This window comes from Marinobacter sp. LV10R520-4, assembly GCF_002563815.1.
GTDB lineage: Bacteria > Pseudomonadota > Gammaproteobacteria > Pseudomonadales > Oleiphilaceae > Marinobacter.
This window is the reverse complement of sequence record NZ_PDJM01000001.1, coordinates 4,132,473-4,154,700: the sequence shown is the minus strand read 5'-3', so window position 1 is coordinate 4,154,700 and position 22,228 is coordinate 4,132,473. Positions and strand designations below refer to the sequence as shown.

At 56.4% G+C, this 22,228-nt stretch carries 18 protein-coding genes and 1 pseudogene; 18 read left to right on the top strand and 1 reads right to left on the bottom strand.

Annotated features, from left to right (window positions below):
* Window positions 1-31: 31 nt before the first annotated feature.
* The 13 genes from dnaX (at window position 32) to ATG98_RS20085 (ending at window position 16,479) form a co-directional block, all read left to right on the top strand.
* Window positions 32-1,936 carry a DNA polymerase III subunit gamma/tau gene (gene dnaX, locus ATG98_RS20145; protein ID WP_098424192.1) on the top strand — a complete coding sequence of 635 codons (1,905 nt, stop codon included), beginning with the start codon at window positions 32-34 and terminating at the stop codon, window positions 1,934-1,936.
* A gap of 4 nt (window positions 1,937-1,940) precedes the next feature.
* Window positions 1,941-2,264 (top strand): YbaB/EbfC family nucleoid-associated protein, encoded by a 324-nt coding sequence (locus ATG98_RS20140; protein ID WP_098418727.1) that lies wholly within the window; start codon window positions 1,941-1,943, stop codon window positions 2,262-2,264.
* Between the two features lie 41 nt (window positions 2,265-2,305).
* The gene (gene recR, locus ATG98_RS20135) at window positions 2,306-2,908 is read left to right on the top strand and encodes a recombination mediator RecR (protein WP_018404220.1); all 603 of its coding nucleotides are present in this window, start codon (window positions 2,306-2,308) and stop codon (window positions 2,906-2,908) included.
* Window positions 2,909-2,932: 24 nt separating this feature from the next.
* Complete coding sequence (locus ATG98_RS20130; RefSeq protein WP_098424191.1) at window positions 2,933-4,081, top strand: ribonuclease D; 1,149 nt, start codon at window positions 2,933-2,935, stop codon at window positions 4,079-4,081.
* Entirely contained in the window at window positions 4,078-4,374 is a 297-nt protein-coding gene (locus tag ATG98_RS20125; protein ID WP_098424190.1) for a YcgL domain-containing protein, read from the top strand. The genes ATG98_RS20130 and ATG98_RS20125 overlap by 4 nt, the downstream gene beginning before the upstream one ends.
* Window positions 4,371-4,820 (top strand): YcgN family cysteine cluster protein, encoded by a 450-nt coding sequence (locus tag ATG98_RS20120; RefSeq protein WP_098424189.1) that lies wholly within the window; start codon window positions 4,371-4,373, stop codon window positions 4,818-4,820. The genes ATG98_RS20125 and ATG98_RS20120 overlap by 4 nt, the downstream gene beginning before the upstream one ends.
* Entirely contained in the window at window positions 4,820-5,158 is a 339-nt protein-coding gene (locus ATG98_RS20115; protein ID WP_098418722.1) for a hypothetical protein, read from the top strand. Before ATG98_RS20120 ends, ATG98_RS20115 begins: the two co-directional genes overlap by 1 nt.
* Window positions 5,159-5,230: 72 nt before the next feature.
* Entirely contained in the window at window positions 5,231-7,339 is a 2,109-nt protein-coding gene (locus ATG98_RS20110) for a VWA domain-containing protein (RefSeq protein WP_228706224.1), read from the top strand.
* A gap of 17 nt (window positions 7,340-7,356) precedes the next feature.
* Window positions 7,357-8,199, top strand: a complete 843-nt coding sequence (locus tag ATG98_RS20105) for an AAA family ATPase (RefSeq protein WP_014871450.1) — start codon at window positions 7,357-7,359, stop codon at window positions 8,197-8,199.
* 110 nt (window positions 8,200-8,309) lie between these two features.
* A complete protein-coding gene (locus tag ATG98_RS20100; RefSeq protein WP_098424187.1) occupies window positions 8,310-9,488 on the top strand; it encodes a vWA domain-containing protein in 1,179 nt (392 codons plus the stop codon).
* A 203-nt stretch (window positions 9,489-9,691) separates the two neighbouring features.
* The gene (locus tag ATG98_RS20095; RefSeq protein WP_098421665.1) at window positions 9,692-11,368 is read left to right on the top strand and encodes an AMP-binding protein; all 1,677 of its coding nucleotides are present in this window, start codon (window positions 9,692-9,694) and stop codon (window positions 11,366-11,368) included.
* Window positions 11,349-15,275: an ATP-dependent RNA helicase HrpA gene (gene hrpA, locus ATG98_RS20090; protein WP_098424186.1), complete on the top strand. Its 3,927-nt coding sequence runs from the start codon at window positions 11,349-11,351 to the stop codon at window positions 15,273-15,275. Before ATG98_RS20095 ends, hrpA begins: the two co-directional genes overlap by 20 nt.
* 82 nt (window positions 15,276-15,357) lie before the next feature.
* The gene (locus tag ATG98_RS20085) at window positions 15,358-16,479 is read left to right on the top strand and encodes a beta-ketoacyl-ACP synthase III (RefSeq protein WP_098424185.1); all 1,122 of its coding nucleotides are present in this window, start codon (window positions 15,358-15,360) and stop codon (window positions 16,477-16,479) included.
* Window positions 16,480-16,509: 30 nt separating this feature from the next.
* On the opposite strand, the gene ATG98_RS20080 is transcribed toward ATG98_RS20085, so the two are convergent.
* Window positions 16,510-16,917, bottom strand: coding sequence for an acyl-CoA thioesterase (locus tag ATG98_RS20080; RefSeq protein ID WP_098424184.1), 408 nt, complete (start codon window positions 16,915-16,917; stop codon window positions 16,510-16,512).
* 42 nt (window positions 16,918-16,959) lie between these two features.
* On the opposite strand from ATG98_RS20080, the gene ATG98_RS20075 reads away from it, so the two are divergent.
* From ATG98_RS20075 to thrH, 5 genes and pseudogenes are all read left to right on the top strand, one after another.
* Window positions 16,960-17,820: a VacJ family lipoprotein gene (locus ATG98_RS20075; protein ID WP_098424183.1), complete on the top strand. Its 861-nt coding sequence runs from the start codon at window positions 16,960-16,962 to the stop codon at window positions 17,818-17,820.
* A 131-nt stretch (window positions 17,821-17,951) separates the two neighbouring features.
* Window positions 17,952-18,200: pseudogene (locus ATG98_RS20070) on the top strand (general secretion pathway protein GspB); the annotation flags it as partial.
* Entirely contained in the window at window positions 18,200-20,329 is a 2,130-nt protein-coding gene (dinG, locus tag ATG98_RS20065) for an ATP-dependent DNA helicase DinG (protein ID WP_098424182.1), read from the top strand. The pseudogene ATG98_RS20070 and the gene dinG, both read left to right, overlap by 1 nt.
* A gap of 158 nt (window positions 20,330-20,487) precedes the next feature.
* On the top strand, window positions 20,488-21,465 hold the full coding sequence (gene cysB, locus ATG98_RS20060) for an HTH-type transcriptional regulator CysB (protein WP_098424181.1): 978 nt from the start codon (window positions 20,488-20,490) through the stop codon (window positions 21,463-21,465).
* A gap of 120 nt (window positions 21,466-21,585) precedes the next feature.
* The gene (gene thrH / locus ATG98_RS20055; protein WP_098418713.1) at window positions 21,586-22,200 is read left to right on the top strand and encodes a bifunctional phosphoserine phosphatase/homoserine phosphotransferase ThrH; all 615 of its coding nucleotides are present in this window, start codon (window positions 21,586-21,588) and stop codon (window positions 22,198-22,200) included.
* Window positions 22,201-22,228: the final 28 nt, after the last annotated feature.

Sequence of the window (22,228 nt, the reverse complement as noted above, 5' to 3'; positions counted from 1 at the left end):
TAATGCTATTTTTCACGGCAATTGGCGAACTATGAGCTACCAGGTACTTGCCCGTAAATGGCGCCCGCGCACCTTCGAAGACATGGTGGGGCAGGAACACGTGCTTCAGGCGTTAATCCACGCGCTGGAAAGCCAGCGCCTGCACCATGCCTATTTGTTCACCGGCACCCGCGGTGTGGGTAAAACCACCATTGGCCGTCTGTTGGCCCGCTGTTTGAACTGTGAAACCGGCATTACCGCGAAACCTTGCGGTGTGTGCGGCAGCTGTCGCGAAATTCAGGAAGGCCGCTTTGTTGACCTGATCGAAATAGACGCCGCCTCGCGCACCGGCGTTGACGACATGCGTGAGCTGACAGACAACGTGCAGTATTCGCCCACCCGCGGGCGCTTTAAGGTGTACCTGATTGACGAGGTGCACATGCTCACCACTCATTCGTTCAACGCCTTTTTGAAAACCTTGGAAGAGCCGCCAGAGCACGTTAAATTTCTGTTGGCCACCACCGACCCGCAAAAACTGCCGGTGACGGTGTTGTCGCGCTGCCTGCAGTTCAATTTGAAGCGGATGACACCGGAACACATCGCCGGCCATTTGAACCACGTATTAACCGCCGAAAAGATTCCTTTTGAAGAGCCGGCCCTGTGGCTTCTTGCGCGCGCAGCAGATGGCAGTATGCGCGATGCCCTGAGCTTGACGGATCAGGCCATTGCGTTTGGTAACCAGCAGCTGGCAGCAAGCGATGTCAGTTCTATGCTGGGCACGATTAACCAGCGTGACATCGAAAGCTTGGTGGGCACGTTGGTTGGCCGTGATGGCCCGGCGTTGCTGACGGAAATTAGTCGTATTGCCGATTTTGCGCCGGATTACGGGATAATTCTGGCGGACCTGTTGTCGCTGTTCCATCGGGTGACCATGGAGCAGGTGGTGCCTGGCAGTGCGGATAACGCTTTGGGCGACGCCCACCAGATTCAGGCGCTGGCCAAAAAGCTGAGTGCCGAAGACGCGCAGTTGTTTTACCAGGTGGCGTTGATGGGGCGCAAAGATCTGGCGATAACGCCGGATGCGCGCATGGGGTTCGAGATGACGTTGCTGCGGATGCTGGCGTTCCGGCCCGGAACCGCTCGCCGGGAACCGCCCACGGCAATTGCTGCGGAGTCGGCGCCGGCTGGAAATCGCGATGAACCAGACCCTGTTGCTGCTATTGCTGGCCAGGCTGAAGCGCCCGTACCGGTAAAGCCTGAGGCGCCAATTCCTGCGAAGCCTGAGCCAGTGGCCCCTGTTGCTTCGGCGCCACCATCGAAAGAGCGAGCGCCGGTTGATGAAGTTCCATCCTGGGAGCCTCAGCATCAGCATCAACCCGAGCCGCAACCTGCTGTTCAGCCAAAAGCTTCGTCCAATGCTCAATCACAATCGCAGCCTGATGATCAGCAAGCGCATCAAAGTGTTCCAGTACCGCCGGCCAGTGAGTCGTCAGCGCAGCCAGAATCTGCGGAAGAAGCATTACCCGCGAGTGAATTTGTTTGGCAGCGGGATTTTCGCAGCCTGAATATTGCGGGTATGCCGGGCAATCTGGCCAGCCACGGGTCTATGCTGCACCAAGGCAATGTCGTGCTGCTGACCATTGATGAGGGCCACGCGCGGCTGTTGAACGCGCGGCACGAAGAAAAAATTCTGGCCGCCTTGAGAAATCGCTTTGGCGATGCCACTGAATTACGTATAGAGAGAGGGCAGCCAAGCGATACGCCGGCTGCCTTTGAGGAGCGTAAACGTAAAATTCGGCAGCAAGCGGCGGAGCAGGCCATTCGCACCGACCCGCTGGTGCAATCGATTGTGGATCGGTTTGCTGCCCGTGTCGTGGAAGACAGTATTCGACCGATTGAAGTCCCCAAAAAGTACCCGGCCGACATAAAGAGCCCGGCCGGTTCAAACAGGAGATAGCGTTATGATGGACAACATGGGTGAGCTGATGAAAAAAGCCCAACAAATGCAAGAAAATATGCAAAAAGCGCAGGAAGAAATCGCCAAGGCAGAAGTAACGGGCGAATCCGGTGCGGGGCTTGTGAAGGTGCTGATGAACGGCCGCCACGACGTTCGTAAAGTGGAGATTGATCCGTCTTTGATGAGCGAAAAAAAGGACATTCTTGAAGACTTGCTGGCGGCGGCGGTGAATGACGCAGTGCGCCGTGTGGACGCCAATCAGAAAGAAAAAATGTCTGGCATGATGTCGGGCATGGGTCTTCCTCCCGGCTTTAAGATGCCTTTCTAAATTAAGATGCCTTTCTAAATTATTGAACTTTTGGGATTATTATGGCGTTCAGTCCTTTGGTGGATGAGTTGGTTGAAAGCTTGCGGGTGCTACCCGGCGTAGGCCAGAAAACCGCCCAGCGTATGGCTTTTCATTTGCTGGAACGCGCCCGCAGCGGCGGTAGCCGCCTGGGTGATGCTTTGGGCCGGGCCATGGACGGCGTGCGCCGCTGCGATCGTTGTCAGAATTTTGCCGACACCGACGTGTGCGGCATTTGCGAAAACCCGGAACGCAACACCGGTGTGCTGTGCGTGGTGGAAAGTCCGTCAGACCTGTTGGCGATCGAGCAAGCCGGTGACTATCGCGCCGGTTACTTTGTGCTGATGGGGCATCTATCCCCCATTGATGGCATTGGGCCGGAGCAGATTGGTATTGACCGGCTGGTTCACCGGGTGCGCGATGAAGGCGTAACCGAATTAATACTGGCCACCAATCCCACCGTGGAAGGTGAAGCGACGGCGCATTACATTGCCGACCGCCTGGCCGACAACAACGTTCTGATTACCCGGCTGGCTCACGGCATTCCCGTGGGTGGCGAGTTGGGTTATGTTGACGGTTTTACCCTGACCCACGCTTTTCGCGGCCGCAAACCTTTAGCTGGCTAAGTCATTTTCCGATCAGGCAATTGTATGAATGCGAATGAACTTCCCCGGCTGACAGCGCCTGCGCCATCCGAACCGGTGCTATGGCTGGAAACTCCTGAGCAGCTGGACGACTGGCTGGCGGCGCAGCCAAAAGAGCCTTTGACCCTCGATACCGAATTCGAGCGGGTGAGCACCTATTACCCGATACCGGGCTTGGTGCAGCTTGGGCTGGCCGATCAATTTCGCCTGGTGGACCCGGAAGTGGCAGAGGCCTCTGCCGGTTTTCGCGCGGCTCTGGAAGACGAACAACGCCCAAAGCTGTTGTACGCGGTGAGCGAAGACCTGGAACTGTTCCGCCATTGGCTGGGCCTTCCCATGCAGGGGGTGATTGATTTGCAGCTGGGCGTGGCATTTGCCGGGCTCGGGTTTTCTAAGGGTTACGCGAAATTAGTTGAAAGCCTGTTTGGTGAGAGCCTGGATAAAACGCTTACCCGCTCCAACTGGATTTCACGGCCTTTGAGCGATTTACAGCAGCGCTACGCCATTGATGACGTGCGCTTTTTAAAGCCGATTTACGACTGGCTGCAAGAGGTTTTGGCCGGGCGCGGGCTGCAACAGGCCCTGGTGGAAGAGTCCGCTCGCTTTGCCGCAGACCTGGCAAGCCAGGACGATCCTACCCGGCATTATTTAAAGCTGCGCGGCGGTTGGCCTTTGAGCGCCCCGCAGCAACAGGTGCTGCAGGCGTTGGTGAGCTGGCGCGAGCGCGAATGTCATCGCCAGGACAAACCCCGTAACTGGGTAATGGCAGACCCTTTGCTGCTGGCAATGGCCGAGACCCAGCCCAAAACCTTGAACGCTTTGTCGGATATTCAGGGCCTGGCATCCGGCCAGGTTCGCCGTCACGGCGACACCCTGCTGGCGCTGATCGCCAAAGCAGATGCCGCCGAGGATGTGGCCATCGAGCCGATTGCGGCGCCTTTGACCCGGGATCAGCAAAGCTTTTACAAACAGCTCAAGAAGCACTTTGTGCGTGCTGCGGAAGCGGCTGATATTCCTATAGAATTGCTGGCGCCGCGCAAGCGCCTGGAAGCCGTTTTGCAGCAACAAACCCTGGCGGGTAACCCGTTTTTTGAAGGCTGGCGCAGCCAGATACTGGCTCCGGTTCGGGGCACAATCGAGGAACTGCTTTCGTGACCAAAACCCGCGACTTTGTTTCTGTTTTTCGCAGCAGTAAAAAGCCAGACACTTATATATACGTGCGCCGAGGTCACCTTTGGGATGACTTGCCGGAAACCCTGCGCACTTTGTTTGGCAAGCCGGTACACGCCATGGATTTGGTGTTGACGCCGGAGCGTAAACTGGCTCGCATCAGCGCCGAACAGGTTCTGGCGGGCATTGCCGATAAAGGCTTTTTCTTGCAGATGCCGGAAGAGCAGGACATGGCGATTGTCGAGTTCAAGATGAAGCTGGGGCAGCGCAACCGATGATTGCCCAGGTGCCATTCTGGCAGCGCAAGCGCCTGCATGAAATGACACCGGCCGAGTGGGATTCCCTGTGCGACGGTTGCGGGCAGTGCTGCCTGAACAAGCTGGAAGATGAAGACACCGGTGAGGTATACCACACGGATTTAGTGTGCCAGTACATGGATACTGACACCTGCGGTTGTACGGTTTACCCCGAGCGGTTAAAAAAAGTACCCGGATGCACGCTGATTACGCCGCAAACATTGCCGGATTACCACTGGCTGCCTTATACCTGTGCCTATCGCACTCTGGCAGACGGCCGCCCATTGGCCGACTGGCACCCACTGCGCAGCGGTGATCCGCAAACCGTGCATGAGGCGGGTGTGTCGGTGCGGGGTAAGGTGGTTTCAGAGGCCGCTGTGGCCGAGCAAGACTGGGAAGAACATATTATTCACTGGGTAATGACATAATGGATGCGGAATTGCAGAACGTGTACTGGCTGTTTTGGGCCGCCTACGGTGTAGGGCTGGTGCTGTTTTTATGGATGATGCAGCGATTGTTGCGATTTTTGCCGTTTTACGGTTTGCGCACACTGTTGCTGGCTGCGTTGGCGGCTATTCTGATGGCCCCGGTGGAATCTTTAGACATAGCGGGTTGGTGGATTCCGGCGTGGTTGTACGGCGGTTATGAACTGATTCTGGGTGACAGCGTTGCGGCCAGCACTGCCTTGTTAAATATTTCGTTGGCCGGCATGGTATTGCTGCTGGTTTGGATTCTGGACCTGGTGCGTTATCGGATGAAACGCTGAGCGTTGAATAATAAATTGACGGCTGTTCCTTTTATGGCCGTTTTACACAGGGAAAACGTGGTGGGAAGCTTCATGAAGTCAACTCTGGTAACGCACAAAACACTGTGGCACGCGCTTATTATCACACTGGTTGCGGCGTTTGCGGGTATGGTCCAGGCTCAGGCCGAGCCGGGGGATAGCCCGCAACTGCCGGGCGCGGTGGACGTGCGCATTATTGTTGATATTTCCGGCTCTATGAAGCAGAACGACCCGCAAAACCTGCGCCGCCCGGCGGTGCGCTTGTTGGCTCGATTGCTGCCCGATGGCGCCACGTCCGGTGTGTGGACTTTCGGCCAGTACGTGAACATGCTGGTGCCCCACCGCGAAGTTAACGATGCTTGGCGTGATATGGCCATTGCGCAAAGCGACGCGATCAATTCCGTGGCCATGCGCACCAATTTGGGTGCAGCCATCGAAACCGCCAGCGATGGTTACTTTACCGGTGGCATACTGAGCAATACCCACTTTATTGTGCTTACCGACGGCAAGGTGGACATCAGCCGAAACCCCAGCGCCAATAAAGCCGAAGCTAACCGCATTCTGGATACTTTGGTTCCTCCGTTGAAGCAACAGGGCGCCCGTTTTCACGCGGTAGCGCTGTCGGCCGAGGCAGACAGCGAGTTTCTGCGCAGACTGGCCGCCGATTCTAATGGCAGCTTTCACGTGGCGGAAAATGCGGATGATTTGAGCCGCGCCTTCCTAGACGCTTTTAACGCCGCCGTGCCGCAAGAGCAGACGCCCATAGACGACGACGGCTTTATGGTAGACGCCGGGGTAACCGAATACACCGCGCTGATTTTCTGGGGCGACAGTGAAACCTCTGCTAACCGCACCTTGGCGTTGAAAGCGCCTGGTGCAGCCGCTGCCACCTTGCAGCAGCACCCGGACAATATTCGCTGGGCCCGTGAACCGGGTTACGACCTGATCACCGTAACCGACCCCGTAGCCGGGCGCTGGATTCTGGATGGCCAATTAGGCCAGGGCAGCCGAGTAAGCGTGGTGAGTGATTTGCGGATGATTGTGAGCCCCATTCCGGGCACATTCTCGATAGAGGAGCCGCTGGCGATTCGAGTAAGGCTTTTTGACGGGAATGAGCCGATTACCAATGCCGATTTTCTGAGTGTGCTGACCGTTAACCTGACGCTGGCACATGAAGATGGCCGTAGAGGTACCAAGCTGTTGTCAGAGCAGAGCCCGCCAGCAGATGGTGTGTATCGCTATAACATTGCCGAGATGCCGACCGCCGGCCAGTACCAAGTGGTAGTGGAAGCGCGCAGCAGCACCTTTGCGCGCAAGTTCTCCGGAACCACCCGTTTTGAACCTGCCGCCGGTGCCGAAGTTTCCGCCGCAAACGCGCCACTGTTTGCGCCTGAAATTGACGCCGCTAATCCTTTCAAAACCGCCACCCCTACTGAGCCCGAACCGCAGCCGAATACTGCGCCTGCGGTTGATGAGGCGCCCGCGCCTGAACCCGCAGGCGAACCTGTCGCAGAAGTTAAGCCTGTCATTGAACCTGTAGCAGAGCCCGAGCCGGCAGAACCCAAGAGTGCAGATTCAGCAATAGCGCCTTGGATGATTGCGGCCGGCGCGGGCGCTCTGTTAGTGCTGGCCTTGTTGATCTGGCTGCTGCTGCGCAAACGCAAAAACACCGATGAAATCGATGCCGAAACTAACGCCGAAGTAAACGTGAAAGCAGAAGCGGCTGCGCCCGTCCCAGCCCCGGAAGTGGCTGCCGTGCCGGTGATTACCGACATTGACGAGCCTGAAAACGTACTGGAATTAAGCCCGGACGACCTGATTGAGCCAGAGATTGAGCCAGAACCCGCCGCTGAACCCGTGGTTGACGAAACCCCAGTGCCCACCATAGAGCCACTGCCCGAAGAGACCATGCCGCTGGTAAAGCCGGAAGAGGGCGACCCTGAACCTTTGGCTTTTGATGACGATTTTGAGCTGTCGTTTCCTGATGACGAGCTGGAAGCGACGCTAGCCGAGCCAGAAGAGCTGGCCGATGACGAGCTTGGTCTGGACGACCTTGACCTGTCTGAATTTGACGACCTGCCAGGCGCCGAAGTTGAAAAAGGCGCTGAAAAAGATACGAGCCCTGAGCCAAAGAAAACGCCCGACAACGATCCCAAGAAGTAACTTACAGGACCCAGAACATGAAATTTACCGGCACCGATAAATACGTCGCCACTGACGACCTGCAAATGGCGGTTAACGCGGCTATAACGCTGCAACGCCCGTTGCTGATCAAAGGTGAGCCCGGCACCGGCAAAACCCTGCTGGCGGAAGAAATAGCGGCGGCCTTGGGCAAGCGTTTGATTCCCTGGCACATCAAGTCCACCACCAAAGCCCAGCAGGGTCTGTACGAATACGATGCGGTGTCGCGCCTGCGGGATTCCCAGTTGGGCGATGAAAAAGTGAAAGACATCAGCAACTACATTATTCCCGGCAAATTGTGGGAAGCCTTCGAATCCGAAGAGCAAGTAGTGTTGTTGATTGATGAAATCGACAAGGCCGACATTGAGTTCCCCAACGACTTGTTGCAGGAACTCGACCGCATGGAGTTCTACGTTTACGAGACCCAGCAGTTCGTAAAGGCCAAGTATCGGCCGATCATTGTGATCACCAGCAACAACGAAAAAGAACTGCCCGACGCCTTCCTGCGCCGCTGCTTTTTTCACTACATCAGCTTTCCTGACCAGGGCACCATGCAGAGCATTGTTGACGTGCATTTCCCGGGTCTTCAGCAGCAGGTAGTACGCGATGCCCTGGAAGTGTTTTTTGACGTGCGCAAGGTGCCTGGCCTGAAGAAAAAGCCGTCTACCTCTGAGTTAATTGACTGGCTGAAGCTGCTGATGGCCGATGAGCTGTCTGCCAAGATGCTGCACCAGAAAGACAGCAGCAGTGCATTGCCACCGCTGTACGGCGCCCTGGTGAAAAACGAGCAGGATGTTCACCTGCTGCAGAAGCTGGCGTTTATGGCGCGTCGCCGCGGCTGATGATGGCGGGTTCCGCAAGAGTGCAGTGCTTTTATGGGTTGCTCTTGTCGGTAGCTATTAAGGCCGTTCTGGCCCTATGCGTTCGTGCGGTGGTTTAAAGGTAGGGTTTTATGCTGATCAATTTTTTTCTGGAAGTGCGACGGGCGAAGGTGCCGGCCAGCCTGCGGGAGTTTCTCGACTTGCTGGAGGCCCTGCAGCAACGCCTGGCTTTCGCAGACATGGAAGAATTCTATTATCTGGCGCGCCTGTGTCTGGTCAAAGACGAGCGCCACTACGATAAATTCGACCGTGCTTTCAAGGTGTATTTTGAGGGCATCGAGCATCTGGACGAGTTGCTGCAATCGCTGATTCCCGACGATTGGCTGCGGGCCGAGTTTGAAAAGCACCTGAGCGATGAAGAAAAGGCGAAAATCGATTCCCTGGGCGGCCTGGAAGAACTGGTCGAAACCTTCAAAAAGCGCATGGAAGAGCAGAAAGAGCGCCACGCCGGCGGTAATAAATGGATCGGCACCGGCGGCACATCGCCCTTTGGCGCGGATGGCTACAATCCGGAAGGCTTTCGTATCGGCCAGAAAACAGGCCGCCACGGTCGCGCGGTAAAAGTGTGGGAAAAACGCGAGTTTAAAGACCTGGATGACAGCGTTACCCTAGGCATTCGCAACATCAAAGTGGCGCTGCGCCGGTTGCGTAAATTTGCCCGCCAAGGCGCCGCCGATACCCTGGATATGGACGACACCATTCGCTCCACCGCCCGTAACGCCGGATACCTTGATTTGAAAATGGTGCCCGAGCGCCACAACGCGGTAAAAGTGCTGATCTTTTTTGATGTGGGCGGCTCTATGGACCTTCACATTCGCGAATGTGAAGAGCTGTTTTCAGCGGCGCGGCTGGAATTCAAGCATATGGAGTATTTTTACTTTCACAACTTCATTTACGAGGGCGTGTGGACCCAGAACGTTCGCCGCACCAACGAGGTAACGCCCACCTGGGAGCTGCTGAATAAATACAGCTCGGACTACAAGGTTATTTTTGTGGGGGACGCCACCATGGCGCCCTATGAAATCAGCCATCCGGGCGGCTCCATCGAGCACTGGAATCAAGAATCCGGCGCCACCTGGTTTCAACGCATTACCGATCATTTCCGCAAAGTGGTTTGGCTGAATCCCCTGCCAGAGGCCTTCTGGAACCAGGGCGGCTCTGTGGCCATGGCCCGCCAGCTGGTGGATAACCAGATGTATCCGTTGACGGTGGAAGGCCTGGAAGGTGCAATGAAACAGCTGACGAAGTAGTTGAGAAAGTAGCTGTAATTTGCTGGAAAATGAATAAGGTGGCGAGCAGAAACTGCTATTTGCATGCGCTCAAAACTGCTACTCTTTAAACAATTCCGCGACTTAGACTTTCGTCGACTTGATTTCAACGAAAAAGCTCAGTTGCGCGACTTGCAAGGCCAAATATTATAACTAGAAAAGCGCAGACAGGAGTTCGAGTAATGATGAGTTTCGAGCAGTTTTACCAGGACAAGTACCCACAAGGTATGGCCTTGGATGTCGATCTGGCAAAATACTCTAGCATGGTTGACGTGTTCAATCAGGCGGTGACCAAGTACGCGGATCGCCCAGCAGTGTCTGCCGTTGGCGTTACCCTCAGTTATAAAGATCTGGATGTTCAAAGCCGTAATTTTGCAGCCTGGCTGCAGAACAAAACCGACCTGAAGCCGGGTGACCGCATTGCCGTTCAAATGCCGAACGTGTGCCAGTATTTGGTGGTTACCTTTGGTGCTATGCGCGCCGGGCTGATTGTGGTGAACACCAACCCGCTGTATACCCCCCGTGAAATGGAACATCAGTTTAATGACTCTGGCGCAAAAGCGCTGGTGGTGCTGGCTAACATGGCCGCCAACGCGGAAAAAGTGCTGCCCAATACCAGCATTGAACACGTGATTTTGACCGAAGTGGCGGATTTGCATTCCACCTTTAAGCGCACGCTGATGAACGCGGTGGTCAAGCACGTCAAGAAGATGGTGCCTGCGTACAATCTGCCCCAGGCCCACAAATTACCCGCGGTGCTGGCAGCCGGTGCCCGCGAGAAGTTTACTCCGGTTGAATGCAAACAGGACGACATCGCCGTGCTGCAGTACACCGGTGGCACGACCGGCGTGGCCAAAGGCGCCATGCTGACCCACGGCAATCTGGTGGCAAACCTGCTGCAGATTCGGCCGATGCTGGAAGACAACATTATTGAAGGCAGAGAAGTTGTGATTGCACCGCTGCCGCTATATCACATTTATTCGTTTACCCTGAACTGCGGCACCATGCTGGAAGCCGGTGCCCACAACGTGCTTATTCCCAACCCGAGGGATATAGACGCTTTTGTGAAAGAACTGCAAAATCACCAATTCACGGCGTTCCTAGGCCTGAACACGCTGTTTGTTGCGCTGTGTAATAACGAAGAATTCTGCAAACTGGATTTTAGCCACCTGAAGCTGACGGCTTCCGGCGGCATGGCGCTGACCTCCAAGGCGGCGAAAACCTGGAAGCAGGTGACCGGCTGCGAAGTTTGCGAAGGTTATGGCATGACTGAAACCTCGCCGGTGGTGAGTTTTAATCCGGTCAGCGCGATTCAGCTCGGCACCATTGGTTTGCCGCTGCCGGGTACCCTGCTGAAAACCGTGGACGACGATAACAATGAAACGCCCTTTGGCGAGCGGGGCGAGCTGTGTGTCAAGGGCCCGCAGGTCATGCGCGGTTACTGGCAGCGCCCGGACGATACCCGCAAATCCATGACCGACGACGGCTATTTGCGTACCGGTGACATAGCTGTTATTCAAAAAGATGGCTACATCCGCATTGTGGACCGTAAAAAGGACATGATTATTGTGTCGGGCTTTAATGTGTTCCCCAATGAAGTCGAAGACGTGATCAGCGGCCACCCGAATGTGCTGGAATGCGCTGCGGTGGGCATACCTGACGAAAAAAGCGGTGAAGCTGTGAAGGTGTACCTGGTTGCATCCAAAGACGGCGTAACCGCCGGCGAGCTGAAAGAGTTTTGCCGTGAACGCCTGACCGCCTACAAAGTGCCGCGTCACTTTGAATTTCGCACCGAGTTGCCAAAAACCAACGTTGGCAAAGTGTTGCGCCGCGAACTAAGGGATGAAGCAAGTAATCAATAAATCTTCAACTGACACTGTTTCTGGTGCCGCTGTTAATGACATAGCGGAACAGCTTGGCACCTGCGCGCAGCTTGAAGCTGCGCGCATAACCCGCACTCTTGTCCGCGCCAAAGGCCGCCCCGGCACCAAAGAGCTGGAAAAAATCGGCCGCTGGCTGCAGGCCGGGCAGGAAAAAGTGCAGTCGCGCCAGCGCTTGCACAAACCGGCCAGCTTTCCTGATGGCTTGCCGGTTTCGGAGCGGGTAGACGACATAGCCGCTGCTATTGCGGCAAATCAGGTGGTGATCATCGCCGGCGAAACCGGCTCTGGTAAAACCACCCAGATTCCAAAAATTTGCATGAACGCCGGCCTGGGTATTCGTGGCTTGATTGGCCACACCCAGCCCCGGCGTATTGCGGCCCGTAGCGTGGCCGCGCGCATTGCCGAAGAACTGGGCGAGCAAACCGGCCGGCAAGTGGGCTACCAGATTCGTTTTACCGATACCACCTCCGAAGATTCCCGCCTGAAAGTAATGACCGACGGCATATTGCTGGCGGAAGTCCAGCACGACCCGTTTTTAGACCGTTACGACACGCTGATTATTGACGAAGCCCACGAGCGCAGTCTGAACATCGATTTTCTGCTGGGGTATCTGAAACAGCTGCTGCCAAAGCGGCCTGATCTCAAGATAATCATCACCTCCGCCACCATCGAGCTCGGGCGTTTTAGCGAATTTTTCGATAACGCTCCGGTGATTGAAGTCAGTGGCCGTACTTTTCCGGTAGAAGTTCGCTATCGACCTTTAGCGGGCGATGAAGACGACCGCGATCAGGGCTGGACCGACGGCGTGTTGCAGGCGCTGGAAGAAATTGAGCAGCACGAACGCAGCGCCAGTCTGCCGCCGGGCGATGTATTGGTGTTCATGCCCGGGGAGCGGGAAATTCGTGCCTTGAGCAACGTGCTGCGCCACGCTGAGCTGCGGCACACCGAAGTGCTGCCGCTGTATTCGCGGCTCAGCAATCAGGAACAGAACCGGGTGTTCCAGAGCCATCGGGGCCGGCGCCTGGTGTTGTCTACCAACGTGGCAGAAACGTCGCTGACGGTGCCGGGCATTCGCTATGTGGTTGACACCGGTGTTGCGCGCATCAGCCGCTACAGCGTGCGCTCGAAAATTCAGCGCCTGCCAATAGAACCGATTTCCCAAGCCAGCGCTAACCAGCGCGCCGGCCGCTGTGGTCGGGTGGCGCCGGGCATCTGTTTTCGCCTGTATGACGAAAACGATTTCATCAATCGCCCGGAATACACCGACCCCGAAATTCTGCGCACCAATCTGGCCTCGGTGATTTTGCAGATGGCCACCTCGGGCCTGGGTGAGATTCGTAACTTTCCGTTTTTGGAATCGCCGGATAATCGCCAGATAAACGACGGCTACAAACTGCTTGAAGAGCTGGGTGCGGTCACCGGCAAGCGCCGGGTAACCGTGGCTGGCCGCACCATGTCGCGCCTGCCGCTGGATCCGCGCCTGGCGCGCATGCTGGTGACCTCTGCGGAGCAAGGCAGCCTGAGCGAAGTGTTGATCGTTATTGCCGGGCTGAGCGTGCAAGACCCCCGTGACAGGCCGCAAGACAAACAACAGCAGGCCGACCAGGCCCATGCGCCGTTCAACGACAAAGAATCCGACTTTGTTACCCTGCTGAATATCTGGAATTTTTACGAAGAGCAGCGCCAGGAACTGTCGCTGAATCAGCTGAAAAAAGTCTGTCAGAAAAACTTTCTGAGCTGGATGCGTATGCGTGAATGGCGCGACGTGCACCGCCAGCTGACGCTGATTTGCCGCGAACAGAAGCTGAAGCTGAATCCCCAGGCCGCCAGTTACCAATCGGTACACACGGCGGTGCTGGCGGGTTTGCTGGGGCAGGTGGCGACCAAGTTTGAAAACCGCGAATACATGGCCACGCGCAATCGAAAACTGCTGATATTTCCGGGCTCAAAGGTGGCAAAAACCGCACCCAAGTGGATTGTGGCCACCGAGATTGTGGAAACCAGCCGGGTGTTCGGGCGCATGGTGGCGGCCATTCAACCCCAATGGATAGAGCCCCTGGCTGCCCACGTGGTAAAGCATCACTATTTTGAGCCCCACTGGGAGCAAAAACGCGGGCAGGTGATGGGTTTTGAAAAAATCACCCTGTACGGTCTGGATATTGTTCCGCGCCGCGCCATTGTTTACAGCGACATTGACCCGGCCGCCTGCCGCGACTTGTTTATTCGCCACGCCCTGGTCGACGGCGATTACCGCTCCCGGGCGCCGTTTATTGAACTTAACCGGTTAATGCTGGAGTCGGTCGAAGACCTGGAAAAGAAAACCCGGCGCCGGGATTTGCTGGTAGACGACGAAACCCTGGTGGCTTTTTACGATCAGCGCGTGCCGGCAGACATCGTCAGCGGTCGCCATTTTGAGCACTGGTGGAAACATCTGGAAGCCGCCGAGCTGAAAGCTCTGGAGCTGAGCGAAGAAGACGTACTGCAGCGCCCACTGGACGCCCAGGCCGATGCCCTGTATCCGGATTTTCTGGAGTGGGAGGGGGTGAAATACCCGCTGGATTACGAGTTTGAGCCTACCAGCGAGCGCGACGGTGTGACTCTGCGGGTGCCGTTGATGGCACTGAAGCAAATACCGGCGCGGCGCCTGGAGTGGCTGGTGCCCGGTTTACTGCGAGAAAAGTGCATTGCGCTGGTGAAAGGGCTGCCGAAATCCCTGAGGCGTAATTTTGTGCCGGTACCGGATTTTGTTGATGCTGCTCTGGCCAACCTTCAGCCTTCTAATGAGCCCCTGGCGCTACAACTAGGCGCGCAGCTGCGGCGCATGACCGGGGTACAGATAGGCCCGCAAGCCTGGCAGCAAAACGATCTGCCGCGGCACCTGCGAATGAATCTGCGGGTGACCGGGGACAAAGGCGCCGTTATCGCAGAAAGCCGTGAAACCGTGGATTTGCAGAGCCAGCTTGAGGCCAAAGCCGAGCAGGCCCTGGCGTCCATTACCGCCACGGATAGCAAAGACGAGACCACCACCGCGACTCACACCAGCTGGCAGTTCGGCACCCTGGCCCCGCAGGTGCAAACCGAAAAAGGCGGTATGCAGGTGACGGTGTATCCGGCTCTGGAAGATCTGGGCAAAGAAGTGCGACAAACCCGCTGCCTGGATTCGTTAACGGCGGAAACCATCACCCGCAAGGCCATCGCCCGGCTGATTCTGAACCGGTTTGGCAATACCCTGGACGATCTGGAACGCAAACTGCCGAAATTCAAACCGGCGGCGCTGATGTTCGCAACGGTTGGGCAAGCGCGTATTCTGCTGGACGACCTGTTGCTGTCGACCGCCATGCAGCATTTTCTGGCTGGCCCGCTACCGCGGAGCCCGGAGGCGTTCGACGCCTGTTTTAACCAGCACAGGGGCGACTTTATTCCTGCGCTTGAAACTGCGGTAGAGCACCTGCACCAGGCCATGCATGGCTATCAGCAGGTGGCAAAACGCTTGAAGGGCAAGATTGATCTGGCCTTGGCCAATTCTATGGCCGACATTAAGTTTCAAATGCAAAATCTTGTTTACCCTGGCTTTTTGGTGAACACCCCGGCGCAGTCTCTGGCCCAGTTCGGGCGCTATTTTGAGGCGGCTTTGGCAAGATTCGAGAAGATGGCGCGGGAGATGGGCCGCGAGCGGGAGTTCCTGCACACCATTGAACCGCTGTGGGCGCGATACGCCACCAAGCTTAAGGAGCAGCAGCGCCAGGGTGTCAAAGACCCGGAGCTTGAGTTGTACCGCTGGATGCTGGAAGAATACCGGGTGTCGTTTTTCGCCCAGCAGTTGGGCACGCAAATGACGGTGTCTATCAAGCGCCTTGATAAGCAATGGCACGCTACCCGGGTGTAATGGGAACGCGGGCAAACGCCTGTGACTGTGGTAACCTTTTTTTCTTTAACCTTTCAGATTTTCACCATGACATGGGGTTAGCGTGATTAAAGCCATCATCAGTGGAACCGGTTTGTACACACCACCGGCGACCATCAGCAATGACGAACTGGTTGCAGCGTTCAATCAATATATAGACCTGCACAACGCCGAACACGCCGATGGGATTGCCCGCGGCGAGCAGCCGGCTCTGGAGCATTCGTCTTCGGCCTTTATTGAAAAAGCGTCTGGCATAAAGCGCCGCCACGTGATTGATAAAGAGGGCATTCTGGATCCCACGCGGATGAAGCCGAATATTCCGGACCGCGCCAACGATCAGCCTTCGGTGCAGTGCGATATGAGCGTCGCGGCCTGTCGCGAAGCTCTGCAGCAGGCGGATAAAACCGCGGATGACGTAGACGCGGTGATTGTGGCTTGCTCCAACTTGCAGCGGGCCTACCCGGCGGTGTCGATTGAAGTTCAGAACGCGTTGGGTATTCAGGGTTTTGCTTACGATATGAACGTGGCGTGTAGCTCTGCCACGTTTGGCTTGCAGGCCGCGGTGAATTCGGTGGAAAACGGTACTGCCCGCGCGGTGCTGGTGGTTAGCCCGGAAATCTGTTCCGGCCACCTGAATTTTGGCGAGCGCGACAGCCACTTTATATTTGGTGATGCCTGCACCGCCATTCTGGTGGAGCGGGAAGATTTGGTTGCGCCGGGCGCCGGTTTTGAAATTCTGGGTACCCGTCTGAAAACCTTGTATTCCAACGCCATCCGCAACAATTTTGGATTTTTGAACCGTGCCGACGACAGCGGTGTGGGTCAGCCAGACAAGCTGTTTGTGCAGCAGGGCCGCAAGGTGTTCAAAGAAGTGTCACCGCTGGTGGCCGATACCATTCAGAACCATCTGCAGAGCCTTGACTTGGTGCCTGATCAACTGCGACGCATGTGGCTGCACCAGGCCAACCTGAATATGAATCACCTGATTGCGCGCCGGGTTCTGGGCCGCGATGCCACTGAAGACGAAGCACCGGTGATTCTGGATGAGTACGCCAATACCAGCTCCGCCGGCTCCATCATTGCCTTTCACCTGAATAAAGACGATCTGGTGTCTGGCGATGTTGGCGTAATTTGCTCGTTCGGTGCCGGCTATTCTATCGGCAGCGTGGTTGTGCGCCGCCGCTGACAAAAAAGGTATTCAAACCCTGCAAGCCGATCAGGGGTTTGTTGCCAGGGCGCGCAGGGTGTCTGGCAAAGGGCAGGAGCCGCGGGTGTTGTGGTCAAACCACACCAGCTTTGCGTAACCTTCCGCGTAGAGTTCTCCGCTGTCTGCGTCTTTTATCTCGTGGTAGGTGTCCAGGCTGGTATTGCCGGCTTCGTCGGCGTAGGTGGTAATCACCAAGTTGGCAGGATGCTTCAATTCCTTTAGAAAGGTCGCGCTAGTCTTTATAATGATGGGCCCTGTAGGGCCGCCCATGCCGATGTTTATGTCGGCCAACCAGACAATTCGAGCTTCCTCAAAGAAGCGGAAGTACACTGTGTTGTTGGCGTGCCCGTAGGCGTCCATATCACCCCAGCGCAGGGGAGCTGTGATTGTGTTGACTAGATTTCCCGGTACCGACATCGATCTCTCCGTTTGTAAATATAGAATGCAAAAGAGCTTAACATGACCCAATTCAATCTCTGGCCTTACTCACTGTTTATGCTTCCCCGTGGCGTGTTAGCGACGCTGGCGTTGATGCTTTTATTCGCATCCGGCCAAGCCCAGGCCCAGGCATCGACACAGGCCCAGGCATCGACACAGACAGCAGAGCAACGGGTAAGCGCAGGGTTTACTGAATCTGCGCCCTTGACCACGAACTCCAGCAAGCACAAGCGCGACCCTTATGAGAACTGGAACCGCAAGGTGTTTGCGTTTAACGAAACCGTGGACCGCTGGTTGCTGAAGCCGATCGCCCAGAGTTATCGCGCGATTATGCCGGAGTTTGCGGACCGTGGCGTTACCAATGTGTTCAGCAATTTGGGGGAACTCAGCAATTTCACCAACAGCGTGTTGCAGTTCAAGCTTGAGTCGGCCGTCGTCGCCGCGGGTCGTTTTACCTTTAATACGGTGTTCGGGCTAGCGGGCGTGTTTGATGTAGCCACTGCCTGGGACTTGCCGGAGCGCCCGGAAGATTTCGGCCAAACCCTGGGCCACTGGGGTTCGGGCGCCGGATCTTACTTAATGCTTCCGCTGTTGGGACCATCCAACCCGCGGGACTTTGTAGGCTTTGGTATCGACAGCTTTGTATTGCCATCTACCTGGGACGAAATTGACAGCCCATACAACGGGTACGCCCGTGGCGTGCAGCTGGTGGACTTGCGGGCTGACCTGATTCCGGCTGAAAAGCTGATTTCCGGTGACCGCTACGTGTTCTTTCGCAATGCGTATATGCAGCGCCGCGACTTCCTGATTAACGACGGCAAGGTACAGCGCGACCCGTTTGCCGCCGACGACAGTGACGACCTGATGCTCGACGACTTTTAATGAGTTAGTCTCTCGCTCAGCACGTTCACGAATTAGCCTAACGGGACACGAGCGTAACCATGTATTACGACTTCTTTGACCCGCTGGCGTCCTCGGGCGCCAAGGCGTCTGCAAACAGCGCAGGCGGCGTGCGTTTTCCGCACCTGGTTGAGTTGCCGCTGTCGTTCCAGCGCAGCGTGCCGGATTTGACGGTAAACAGTCACATATTTGCCTCGGTGCCAAAGGCCCGCAGGGTAATGATCAATAACCAGAATCTGCGGCCGGGCGATAGCTTTCAAGGCTTGCGGGTGGAAGAAATTACTGAGGATGGCGTGGTGTTAAGCAGGCAAGGGCAACAATTTCGACTGGGTATTGTACGCGACTGGATGAGCCCGCGCTGATGGCCCTGAGCGAACAGACCAAGCAGCAAATTCAGCAGGGTTACCGCGACATGTTGGCGGGCAAGCAGGTGCGCGCACGTTATGGCCAGCGCCTGATGATTGCTGAAATAGCCCGCTATATGGGCGACATCACTGACAACGATGGCCAGCGTACGTCACCGCCGTCGGCCTGTGTGGTAGAAGCCGGTACCGGTACCGGTAAAACCCTGGCCTATCTGATTGCCGCTATTCCGGTGGCCAAAGCCCTGAACAAAACCCTGGTGATTTCTACCGCTACGGTGGCGCTGCAAGACCAGATTGTTCTGAAAGACCTGCCAGACCTGAAAAAGCACAGCAAGATGGATATCAACTGGACCCTGGCCAAAGGCCGCGGCCGCTATTTGTGCATGTCGCGGTTGGAAGGCCGCCTGCACGACGAAGGCAACGGCGACAGCGATACCATGCCGCTGTTTTTGCTGGATGCGCCGGGTAAAGAAGAACCTGGCACCCGCGCGTTTTTCGAGGAAATGTTGGCCAGTTACGGCGCGCGCAAGTGGGACGGCGACCGCGACCACTGGCCGGAGCAGATTCCGGACGATATCTGGCGCCAGGTAACCACCGACCACCGCCAGTGCACCAACCGCCACTGCAGTTATTTTGACAGCTGTGCGTTTTTTGAAGCCCGCAAAGACCTGGACGCCGCCGATATAGTCGTAGCCAACCATGATCTGGTGCTGGCAGATCTGGCGCTGGGCGGCGGCGCGATACTGCCAGAACCGGAAAACGCCCTGTTTATATTTGACGAAGCCCACCATTTGCCAGACAAAGCGCTGAATCACTTTGCCGCGTCTATTTCGCTGAACTCTACTCGCAGCTGGCTAAAACAGCTGTCGCAGATGCTGGTAAAAATGCAGCCGTACCTGAGTCCTGGCACCCAAGGGGCAAAAACCCTGGAGCGCATCAGCGAAGCCGCGCGGGACGTCGACCTGGTGGTCACCCGGGTGTACGAATATTGTGAACACAATATTACCTGGGAATTCAACGAAGAGCGCCGCTCGGCCCAGTGGCGCTATCCTGAAGGCCAGCTGCCGGATGCCATGGTGGCACTGGCGGCGGAAGCGCGCATTGCCAGCGCTAATTTTTCGCGCCATCTGGGTGCTCTGGCTGAAGAGCTTCAGGGTGCCTTTGACGAGCGCAAAACCCACGATATTGACCGTGAAACGGCAGAATCCTGGTACCCGGTGATTGGCTCGTTCCACAGCCGCTCTGAAGAGCAGCTGCGCCTTTGGGCGGCCTGGTGTGAGGAAACAAAAAGCCCGCCGCCGGCTCGCTGGACAGTGCGCCAGCGCTGGGACCACGCCGAGGACATCACGCTTTACAGCTCGCCGGTGTTAGCAGACAACCTGCTGTATACGCGGCTGTGGTCGCGGGCCTACGGTTCTGTATTAACCAGCGCTACGCTAACTGCTTTGGGTAAATTTGATCGCCTTCGCTCCCGCGCGGGATTGCCGGAAGATGCCCGCTACCTGGTGGTGCCCAGCTCGTTCCGTTACCAGCAGATGGCCACGGTGGAAGTGCCGGCCATGAAGGCCATGCCCACCGACGACGGTTTTCTGGAAGAGCTGATTGAACGCCTGCCCACGCTGTGGCAAGGAGAAACCGCGACCCTGGTGTTGTTTACGTCGCGGCGCCAGATGCACCAGGTAAAGGACGCTCTAGCCAGTGATTACCCCGGGCTGATTATTACCCAGGACGATATGGCCAAAGGCGAAGTGCTGCGCCAACACTGCGCGCGGGTGGATGAAGGCCGGCCCAGCGTGTTGTTTGGCGTTGCCAGTTTTGCCGAGGGCATAGACTTGCCGGGTAAGTATCTGCACCACGTGGTCATTACCCGTTTGCCGTTTTCAGTACCCGATGACCCGATTGATGCCAGCCTGGCGGAGTGGGTGACCCAGCGCGGCGGTAATCCGTTTATGGAGATTACCGTGCCGGAAGCCTCTATTAAGCTGGTTCAGGCAGTCGGGCGTTTGCTGCGCACCGAAGAAGACACCGGGCGGGTGACCATTCTGGACCGGCGCATTGTGGCGCGGCGCTATGGCCAGCTGCTACTGGATTCGCTGCCGCCGTTTCGGCGGGTAATCGAGCGCTGATAAACGCAACGCGCTTTTAGTAAGCTAAAAGCTTTCAGTATTCGAAAAAAGAATGAAAAATAATTTTCTTATGCGTAAAATTCAATTTTCAACCTTTCAATAAATCAGTGAGTGCGAGTCGGCCCGTTGCGCCGGTCGTCCAAGGAGCAACCCAGCCAATGAAATTACAACAGCTACGCTACATCTGGGAGGTTGCGCACCACGACCTGAACGTGTCTGCTACGGCGCAGAGTCTGTTTACGTCGCAGCCGGGTATTTCCAAGCAGATTCGCCTGCTGGAAGACGAACTGGGGCTTGAGATTTTTGCCCGCAGTGGCAAGCATCTGACCCGCATTACCCCGGGCGGCGAGATTATTGTGCGCGAAGCCGGCGAAATTTTACGCCGCGCCGAGGGTATCAAAAAGATCGCCCAGGAATTCAGTGATCAGCGCGCCGGTGACTTGAGCATAGCCACCACCCATACCCAGGCACGTTACGCCTTGCCGCCAGTGATTCGTGGGTTTCTGGACGCCTATCCAGACGTGTCTTTGCACATGAACCAGGGTACGCCCACCCAGATTTCAGAAATGGCCGCCACCGGCACGGCCGATTTCGCCATTGCCACCGAAGGCATGGAAGTGTTCAACGACCTGATCATGATGCCCTGTTACCGCTGGAACCGCTGCATTGTGGTACCCAAAGACCACCCGTTGGTGGCGGGACCGGAGCTGACTCTTGCCAAGCTGGCGGAATATTCCCTGGTAACCTATGTATTTGGCTTTACCGGGCGCTCGCGGCTGGATGAAGCCTTCAAAAGCGCAAGTCTGATTCCCAAGGTGGTGTTTACCGCCGCCGACGCCGACGTGATCAAAACGTACGTGCGCCTGGGGCTTGGCGTGGGCATTATTGCCAGCATGGCGTACGACCCGAAAGTAGACACTGATCTGGTGGTGATAGACGCCAGCAAGCTCTTCGACAGTAGCATTACCCATATTGGCTTTCGCAAGGGCACTTTTTTACGTGGTTACATGTACGATTTCATCCAGCGCTTTGCTCCCCACCTGACCCGCGACGTAGTAGATCAGGTTGTGTCTAAACAGAGCAACCGCGCTGAAATTGAAGCGCTGTTCGAGAATGTAGAGCTACCCGTGCTCTGACGGGCTGTTTGCAGAGCGGTGCAATTCCGTGCGGTTTTTTCTATTATAGCGAACCGATGCGGGTGCGCGGCACTGCGATGGAAACCGAATCTTCCCTTATTGATGAAACAGGAGAGCACTGTGGAACTGGCATGCCTTGATCTTGAAGGAGTATTGATTCCAGAAATCTGGATTGCGTTTGCGGAGAAAACCGGCATTGAAGAACTCAAGGCAACCACCCGCGACATTCCTGATTACAACGTACTGATGAAGCAGCGCCTGAAGCTGCTGGACCAGCACGGTTATGGCTTGCCACAAATTCAGGAAGTGATTGGCGGGCTGGACCCGCTGCCCGGTGCCGCGGAGTTTCTGGACTGGTTGCGAGAGCGCTTTCAGGTGGTGATTCTGTCAGACACGTTCTACGAATTTGCCATGCCGCTGATGGCCAAGCTGGGCCATCCTGCGCTGCTGTGCCACAAGCTGGAAGTCGCAGACAGCGGCCAGATTACCGACTACTTGTTGCGTCAGCGTGACCCCAAACGCCAGTCGGTTCGCGCCTTTCAGCTACTGAATTACCGGGTAATTGCCGCCGGCGACTCGTACAACGACACTACCATGCTGGCGCAGGCTGAGGCCGGTATTTTGTTCCACGCGCCGCAAAACGTGATCAGCGAATTTCCGCAGTTCCCGGCGGTGCAGACGTTTGAGGATTTAAAGCAGGAATTCCTGAAGGCCAGCCTGATTCATAGCGCCTGAAGATTTGGAGCCTGTGGTGCCAGAATTT

What these genes read in the sequence shown, in the direction of transcription:
- ATG98_RS20130 (WP_098424191.1), top strand. Translation starts at nt 2,933, where the DNA reads ATGAATGCGAATGAACTTCCCCGGCTGACAGCGCCTGCGCCATCCGAA.
- dinG (WP_098424182.1), top strand. Translation starts at nt 18,200, where the DNA reads ATGGCCCTGAGCGAACAGACCAAGCAGCAAATTCAGCAGGGTTACCGC.
- ATG98_RS20120 (WP_098424189.1), top strand. Translation starts at nt 4,371, where the DNA reads ATGATTGCCCAGGTGCCATTCTGGCAGCGCAAGCGCCTGCATGAAATG.
- recR (WP_018404220.1), top strand. Translation starts at nt 2,306, where the DNA reads ATGGCGTTCAGTCCTTTGGTGGATGAGTTGGTTGAAAGCTTGCGGGTG.
- ATG98_RS20115 (WP_098418722.1), top strand. Translation starts at nt 4,820, where the DNA reads ATGGATGCGGAATTGCAGAACGTGTACTGGCTGTTTTGGGCCGCCTAC.
- ATG98_RS20080 (WP_098424184.1), bottom strand. Translation starts at nt 16,917, where the DNA reads ATGTCGGTACCGGGAAATCTAGTCAACACAATCACAGCTCCCCTGCGC.
- cysB (WP_098424181.1), top strand. Translation starts at nt 20,488, where the DNA reads ATGAAATTACAACAGCTACGCTACATCTGGGAGGTTGCGCACCACGAC.
- hrpA (WP_098424186.1), top strand. Translation starts at nt 11,349, where the DNA reads ATGAAGCAAGTAATCAATAAATCTTCAACTGACACTGTTTCTGGTGCC.
- ATG98_RS20110 (WP_228706224.1), top strand. Translation starts at nt 5,231, where the DNA reads ATGAAGTCAACTCTGGTAACGCACAAAACACTGTGGCACGCGCTTATT.
- ATG98_RS20140 (WP_098418727.1), top strand. Translation starts at nt 1,941, where the DNA reads ATGATGGACAACATGGGTGAGCTGATGAAAAAAGCCCAACAAATGCAA.
- ATG98_RS20095 (WP_098421665.1), top strand. Translation starts at nt 9,692, where the DNA reads ATGAGTTTCGAGCAGTTTTACCAGGACAAGTACCCACAAGGTATGGCC.
- ATG98_RS20100 (WP_098424187.1), top strand. Translation starts at nt 8,310, where the DNA reads ATGCTGATCAATTTTTTTCTGGAAGTGCGACGGGCGAAGGTGCCGGCC.
- ATG98_RS20105 (WP_014871450.1), top strand. Translation starts at nt 7,357, where the DNA reads ATGAAATTTACCGGCACCGATAAATACGTCGCCACTGACGACCTGCAA.
- ATG98_RS20075 (WP_098424183.1), top strand. Translation starts at nt 16,960, where the DNA reads ATGACCCAATTCAATCTCTGGCCTTACTCACTGTTTATGCTTCCCCGT.
- dnaX (WP_098424192.1), top strand. Translation starts at nt 32, where the DNA reads ATGAGCTACCAGGTACTTGCCCGTAAATGGCGCCCGCGCACCTTCGAA.